Source organism: Kitasatospora sp. NPDC057015, assembly GCF_042673745.1.
GTDB lineage: Bacteria > Actinomycetota > Actinomycetes > Streptomycetales > Streptomycetaceae > Kitasatospora.
This window is the reverse complement of the sequence record NZ_JBHUSG010000006.1, coordinates 123,155-127,666: the sequence shown is the minus strand read 5'-3', so window position 1 is coordinate 127,666 and position 4,512 is coordinate 123,155. Positions and strand designations below refer to the sequence as shown.

Genomic DNA, 4,512 nt, shown 5'->3' with positions numbered 1-4,512 from the left:
GGCCACAAGGGCCCGGCGCACCTCCGGGTCGGGGCCCCGCCGCCCCCGCCGGGGGGGGTGGAAGGGGAGGCCCACGCCGGGCGCCACCGCGGGGGGGGGGCGGCCCGGGCCGGGGGGGCCGGCGCGGGCCCCGGGAGCTCGGCTGCGGGGCCCTCGCCGGCCGAACGGCCAGGTCACCCGGGGCTCTCGCTCGGGTGGTCGAGCCAGGCGCTGCGTGATCCCTTGCCCGGGGGCGGGGCTTCCTGCTCGTACCCGGCGAGTGCCAGGCCGAGCCCGAAGAAGGTGGGTGCCCATTCACCCACGAAGATGCCCCATCGGTCGGCCCGCTCGACGCCGGCCTGTTCCGCCTTCATCGACGCGATCCAGCTGAGCAGGGAGAGGCCGATGGATCCGAACGCCGCCGCGTAGGCGTGCTCGCTGGTGATTCCGGCTTCGTGGAGCCGTCGGACGATCTTCATCATTGCTCCGAGAGTCTGCGCTGGGATGATTCCTGTTCTCCAGCGTGGGAGCGGCGCCGGGATTGCGGCAGTCGCAGCGTTGATGCATCGGCTCGGACGGGTCGGACGAGGCGCCCCGCCCGGCTGCTGCCGGACGGGGCGGTGTGGTCTTTTGCTTCGGTACCGGGGTCAGCCGCCCGCGCCCGCGTACAGGGCGATCGCGTCACCGGCGCCGACCGTGGCGGTGAAGGTCCCGTTGCCGGCGACCGTGTACTTGGGGCCGCTGCAGGCGCCGTTGGCGCCGGGGTCGCCGTGCTGGACGTCGCAGTAGCTGCCGGCCGGGAGCGAGGTCTGGAAGGTCCGGGTGACGGCACTGGTCTCGTGGTTGATCGCCACGTAGCCCTTGGTGCCCCGGCCGAAGGCGACGGCGTTGTTGCCGTTGGACCACCAGTTCGTCACCGCGGTGCCGTTGACGGCGTTGCGGAAGGCGACCATGTTGGCTATTTGGCGCCAGGCGTGCTGGCACTTCCAGCCGTTCTGGTAGCAGGCGCTGACGGTGCCTCCGTTGGGCGGGCCGGCGTCGATGTCGGTGAACTCGTACCCCGAGTACACGTTCGGCGAGCCGTACGGCCAGGCCAGCAGGTAGACGTTGGCAAGGGTGTAGGTGTTGCCGTACTTGTAGTTGAGGGTGGAGCCGTTCCGTTCGGTGTCCCAGTTGTCGGTGAAAGTGCGGGAGTTGGCGCTCGGGAGGTACCCGGCGCCCCAGGAGTCGTTCCAGTTGTCGAGATAGGCGATCTTCTCGCTGGTGAAGATCCGCTTGAGGTCGTAGGCGCCCATGAAGGCGTCGACGTCGCCGGTGGCGGTGTACTCGCCGGGCTGCACCGCTTCGCCGGCGCCGTAGATGACCTCCTGCACCCAGTAGATGCCCGGATTGCTGAGCTTCGCCTTGATGGCGGCGAGGTCGCCGGAGGCGATGTGCTTCGCGGCGTCGACGCGGAACCCGTCGACGCCCTTGGCGATCAGGCTGTTGAGGTAGCCGGCGATGGTGGAGCGGACGTAGTCGCTGCCGGTGTCGAGGTCGGCCAGGCTGGAGAGTTCGCAGTTCTGGACGTTGGTCCGGTCCGCGTAGTTGGAGATGTTCGTCCGGCAGGAGTGGAAGTCCCAGTCCTGGTAGGTGCCGGGGTAGGTGTACTTGGAGTAGCCGGTGCCGCCGGTACCGGTGCCGGAGCCCGCGCTCATGTGGTTGATCACGGCGTCCGCGACGACCTTGACGCCCGCGGCGTGGCAGGTGTTGACCATGGACGTGAAGGCGGACGCGTCACCGAGCCGACCGGCGATCTTGTAGCTGACCGGCTGGTAGGACGTCCACCACTGGCTGCCCTGGATGTGCTCCTGTGGCGGCGACACCTCGACGTAGCCGTAGCCCTTCGGGCCCAGCACGTTGGTGCACTCCTTCGCGACGGAGGCGTAGGACCACTCGAACAGGGTGGCCGTGACGGTCCTGCTGCCGGGGGTGGCGGCGACGGCCTCGGTGGGGGCCGACGCGAGCCCTGTCGCGGCCGTGACCACGGCCAGGGATGCGGCGGCGATCGAAGCGCGGCGCCGACGGCGCGGTCTGTGGGTGGTCTGGTCCACCGTGTCTCCTCGTGGGGGGTGGGAGCCGGAGGCCCGGCGGGGAGATGCCCGAATGCGACCTGACCGAACCTGCAGTCAGTTGCCGCAAGATTCATGAAACTTGCCGGAAACAATTTCGGGCTGGGCAGAACGTACGGCCGTGCCGGCGGGGCCGTCAAGGGTTCCGGCGCGCTCCGCCCGGCGGTCCCGCCCTCCCGCCCCCGTGTGACGGCCGCCCTCGGTCTCGACCCGTGTCGCGTCCGCATCGAGGCCGACGCGGCGGTCCGGTCCATCGAGGGCGGGGGTGCGGGCGCTGTCGGGCGCGTCGGCCGGGCGCCCCGGTCCCGGGCTGCCGGCCGGTCGCGGGTCTGTAACTCAATGGTGATGAGAGGAAGAAGATGTAACGCCAGATACATCGGTCAGATCTGGATCCGACATACTCGTTCGCTCGGGGGCTGCCGCCGCATATCGGCAGATCCTGGCGTCGTGGCGAAGTCTTTACTCTTGTTCATCGATTACATGTTCCGCAATCAAGCTTCCATCTGTAGTTTCTATTTCGACGTTCACTCCATGGGATGTCGCCCCCCACACCCCCACACTCAGGAGGACTCGTGAGTCCGAACCTGCTCAGAGTCTCGCGTCGGACGGCCACCACCCTTGCCGCTGCTCTGCTCGCGTCAACCGGTGTACTCGCCCTGCCGCAGGCAGCCCACGCGTCGGTCACCCACGTCCGACAGGGCAGCTCCAGCGACGTCAGCCGCACCACCTGGAGCGGCCCGGCGTTCACCATGAACGGCGACGGCGCGGTCGTCCCCGCCACCATGACGAAGGCCGTGAACGCCATCACCGGCGGCACGGGCAGCATCGACGTCACCGTCCTCGCGGACTCCGCCCCCTCGTCCGGAAGCTCCACCCCGGAGTGCGACGTCATCATGGGACTCAGCGGCATCAACTCCTGCACCACCGACGTGGTGACGTCGGCGAGCGACGGGAACGCCGCCCAGGTCAACACCGACGTCCGCAACGCCGAGTTCGTCTACTTCGCGGGCGGCAACCAGTGCGTCTACGCGTCCTGGAAGGGCACCGCGCTCCAGGCGTCCGTCCAGTCCGTCGTCGCCAAGGGCGGTGGGTCCGGCGGTGGCAGCGCCGGCCACCACATCAACAGCTCCATCGTCTACGACGCCTGTGGCGATAGCGCGACCTCGTCCACCGCGCTCGCCAACCCCTACAACTCCGGCATGACCTTCACCACCGGCATGTTCTCCTGGCCCAACTACCAGGACACCATCAACGATTCCCACTTCGTCACCCGCGACCGCATGGGCCGCACGATGGCCTTCGTGGCCCGCGCGATCAAGGACGGCCGGACCACCGGCGGCAAGGCCTGGGGCGTCGGCGTCGAGCAGGGCGGCGGCTCCCTCTTCCTGGACAAGAACGGACTCGCCACCCTCTCCGGCTCCGACGCCTACGTCGTCCTCGGCGACCACCAACCCGAGAAGGCCGTCTCCGGCAGCCCGTTGACCTTCTCGAACTACAAGATCTGGCACCTCACCGCAGGACAGACCTTCGACTTCAAGAACCGGCCCACCTGCGGCTACTACCTCAAGAGCGTCAACAACGGGGTCGCCGACGCCAGCCTCTACAGCGGGACGCCCGTCACGACCTGCCAGGGCGGTGGCAACACCGTGACGGTCACCGGCCCCGGTGCTCAGAGCACCGCCACCGGTACCAGCGTCGACCTCCAGATGTCCGCGAGCGACTCCGCAGCCGGCCAGACCCTCACCTACACCGCGAGCGGCCTGCCGAGCGGCCTGTCGATCAGCAGCGGTGGCCGCATCACGGGCACCCCCACCACCACCGGAGCCCACACCGTCACCGTCACCGCCGCCGACACCACCGGCGCATCCGGTTCCGCCACCTTCACCTGGACCGTCACCACGACCGGCGGATCCGGCAGCGCCTACACCGAGACCGAGCCCAACGACTCCACCGGCGCGGCGAACAGCATCTCCGCACTGGCCTTCCCCGTCACCGTGACCGGCAGCATGAAGAGCAGCTCGGACCGGGACTACTACAAGCTGACGCTGACCAGCGGTCAGACGGTCACCGTCGACTGCACCGTCCCGGCCGCCTACGACGCCGACCTGTACCTCCTCAACTCCAGCGGCAGCACCCAGACCAGATCCGTCAACGACGGCAAGGGCGTCGGGGAGTCACTGACCTACACGGCGAGTGGCGCCGGCACCTACTACGTCGACCTTGAGGCCTACAGCGGCTCCGGCGGTTCCACCTACGGCTGCACCGTCGGCAAGAGCTGACCCGCGGCGCACCGGGGCGCCGGCCCGGGTGCCGGGCCCTCGGCCAGGACCAGCGGGCAGGACGCTGCGCGGTCGTGGCGGGGGCGGGCCCGCGGCCGCGGGGGCGGCCGCGCCCCCGTCGGGGGGGGGGGGCGGGGCCGGGC

The 4,512-nt window shown here is 69.7% G+C and carries 3 protein-coding genes; 1 reads left to right on the top strand and 2 read right to left on the bottom strand.

Going from position 1 to position 4,512, the window contains the following annotated elements; translation table 11 throughout:
- Positions 1–173 precede the first annotated feature (173 nt).
- Entirely contained in the window at positions 174–458 is a 285-nt protein-coding gene (locus ACFTWP_RS08250; protein ID WP_380263559.1) for a hypothetical protein, read from the bottom strand.
- Positions 459–626: 168 nt separating this feature from the next.
- Positions 627–2,027, bottom strand: a complete 1,401-nt coding sequence (locus ACFTWP_RS08245; RefSeq protein WP_380263558.1) for an alpha-amylase family protein — start codon at positions 2,025–2,027, stop codon at positions 627–629.
- Between the two features lie 635 nt (positions 2,028–2,662).
- Here ACFTWP_RS08245 and ACFTWP_RS08240 point away from each other — a divergent pair.
- A complete protein-coding gene (locus ACFTWP_RS08240) occupies positions 2,663–4,369 on the top strand; it encodes a putative Ig domain-containing protein (RefSeq protein ID WP_380263436.1) in 1,707 nt (568 codons plus the stop codon).
- Positions 4,370–4,512: the final 143 nt, after the last annotated feature.

Coding starts and splice junctions, on each gene's coding strand:
- ACFTWP_RS08250 (WP_380263559.1), bottom strand. CDS start 458: ATGAAGATCGTCCGACGGCTCCACGAAGCCGGAATCACCAGCGAGCAC.